General features: G+C 29.1%; 1 protein-coding gene. It reads left to right on the forward strand.

Going from position 1 to position 1,372, the window contains the following annotated elements; translation table 11 throughout:
• Positions 1–271 precede the first annotated feature (271 nt).
• Positions 272–1,129 carry a hypothetical protein gene (locus F6K22_RS40840; RefSeq protein ID WP_293110873.1) on the forward strand — a complete coding sequence of 286 codons (858 nt, stop codon included), beginning with the start codon at positions 272–274 and terminating at the stop codon, positions 1,127–1,129.
• Positions 1,130–1,372 lie beyond the last annotated feature (243 nt).

Here is a 1,372-nt window from a genome sequence, read left to right on the forward strand (position 1 = left end):
TTTCCCTAACCGACGCTCTTCCGATTTTGGGGAGATGGGGTGATGGGGTGATGGGGTGATAGGGCGATGGGGTGATTCGTATATTTGCACAATTTTTTGTATTTCATATTAATATTGCCTCTTTTTGTAGATTATAAAAATAATTAGTTTCAGGTTTTTAATTGTTAGCTTTTTACCTAAATTATCAAAAGTAGGGTTTTCACTACAAGTCGGGTTCAAATAAACCTCGTTACAATATTTAACTATGATTAACTATACGAGGCAATTTTTAATGAGCGATACAAATAATAATTCGGAATTACAACAAAAATTAGAGTTATTAAAGCAAGGAAATAATAAAGATAAAAATTATAATGCTGGGAAAGGATTAGTTGGTGCTATTCCAGTAGTAGGTTCATTATTGGTACCTTTTTATGAGACTTATATTAAAGAACCTTCTAGTCAAAGATTGCATAATTTTTTAGAAGAATTAGTACAAGAATTATTGATTTTGAAACAACAGATTGATTCTGTAAGTTTTGACGATCCAACATTTCAGACAACTTTTAAAAAGGCTATCCGTATTGCTGAGTGTGAACATCAACAAGAAAAATTAGAAGCACTGAGAAATGCAGTTTTAAATTCAGCTATTCCTAACTCTTTCAAAGATGATATTCAGGCAATTTTTCTTAGATGGATTGATGAATTTACTGTATCTCATATTAGATTATTTAGAATACTGCATTATATAGATAATTATAAGGAAGAAGAATTTTTAGCTGATTTACCATATTTAGAGGAAAATCGTATTTTTTACAATCAAATATTACTAGAATTAAGTGGTAAGGGATTGATTAAGTTGAGAGAAGTATATAAAACTTTTGAAGAAGAACCTCCAACTATTGATTTTGATGATGCAGAAGAAATATTAAAACAAGAACTTGATGAAATAGAGCAAATAACATCACAATTAAATCCTTTTCAACCTCGTCGTAAGGATGAAAACAACTTTATAACTTTTAAACATACTGAAGATATTGACTCAATTATATCTAATGTAAAAAATACCTTTCAAAAAAGTAGAACAACAGACTTAGGGAAAAAATTTATTCAGTTTATAGAAAATCCACTTGATATAACAACAGAATGATATGATAAATATCTCTTGCTGAACAATTTTTTCCTTTTGATTATTGGGAAATTTTTATTCTTTCCGGGGATAGGACACGGATGAAGTTTTAAATTATGTAGTTGGGTTTCCTTTGTCAACCCAACCTACAAAGTGCCAATTTTAAAACTTATCAACTGGAGCAAATACAATTCCAATTGCCCAAGCTATAGTTGGTATTAAAGCAAAAATTATTATTTCTAAACTTGTCATAATTAATTATTT

Source organism: Okeania sp. SIO2F4 (assembly GCF_010672385.1).
Classification (GTDB): domain Bacteria; phylum Cyanobacteriota; class Cyanobacteriia; order Cyanobacteriales; family Microcoleaceae; genus Trichodesmium.

What these genes read in the sequence shown, in the direction of transcription:
- F6K22_RS40840 (WP_293110873.1), top strand. Translation starts at nt 272, where the DNA reads ATGAGCGATACAAATAATAATTCGGAATTACAACAAAAATTAGAGTTA.